The 1,019-nt window shown below is 54.4% G+C and carries 1 protein-coding gene; it reads left to right on the top strand.

Features of this window, described 5'->3' with window-relative positions; translation table 11 throughout:
* The coding region (locus BP727_RS09270) for an N-6 DNA methylase (RefSeq protein WP_286858492.1) at positions 1 to 1,019 on the top strand (1,019 nt) is incomplete at both ends.

Raw genomic sequence — 1,019 nt, 5'->3', positions numbered from 1 at the left:
CTCGGACCCTCCTTCCTGGATAAAATTCGGGAGGAAAGCTTAGCATATGCCCAGAAGGTGGGCGAGGACCTGCAGGAGAATGTCTACCGGGCGATGAAGGTCCTGGCGGAGGGCTTCATCTATGAGCCGGCAAACTCGCTATGGCCACTGACAGTTCCGCAAGATCAGGAGCAGATGCTCAGAGAGGTTCAGGAGAACTCACTCCGTCTGCTCTACCGCCTTTTATTCATCTTCTATGCGGAGAGCAGAAGGCTCCTCAAAGTAGACAACCGCCACTACAGAGAGATGAGCCTGCGTCGGCTGAAGGAGGAGATAGCAGGCAAGAAGGATCGAGGTGAAAAAATCCTCGCCATCCAGTCCACCTACTGGGAGAGCCTGAGGGATCTCTTCCGGCTGATCAATGAAGGGAGCGAGGCCTTCGGCTACTCCAAAGAGGAGTTTTACATTCCGGCCTACAATGGAGGCCTGTTCGATCCGACCAAAAATCCATTCCTAAGAGAGAAGAGGATCGGAAACTCCTATCTGGCGGAGGCCATCGATCTGCTGGCCCGGTCCCAGGGAGAGAGTGGCCCGGTCTTCGTCGACTATTCCTCTTTAGATATCCGCCATTTGGGATCGATCTATGAGGGCATTTTGGAGTACAGGCTGAACATCGCCACAGAATCGATGGTGGCGGTCAAGGAGAAGAGCAAGAAGGGAAAGGAGGTCTGGCTGCCGAAAAGAGAGGCAGGAGGCAAGAAAGTCTCAGACAGCGTGGAGGCGGGCGGCCTGTATCTGGTGACGGACAAAGGAGAGAGGAAGGCCACAGGCTCCTTTTACACCCCTCAGTATATTGTAAAGTACATTGTGAAGAACACCCTGGAACCTCTCATCAAGCCCATGATGGAGGAGGCCTCGATGGATGCAGATCTCAGGACCGATTTGTTGCGAAAGCTGCTTTCCATAAAGGTGCTCGATCCGGCCATGGGCTCAGGCCATTTCCTGGTGGAGGCCACGGACTACATCGCCCGGGAGATCAT

The organism is Methanosaeta sp. UBA356, assembly GCF_002496465.1.
Lineage (GTDB): Archaea > Halobacteriota > Methanosarcinia > Methanotrichales > Methanotrichaceae > Methanothrix > Methanothrix soehngenii.
This window is presented reverse-complemented; position numbering and strand designations above follow the sequence as displayed.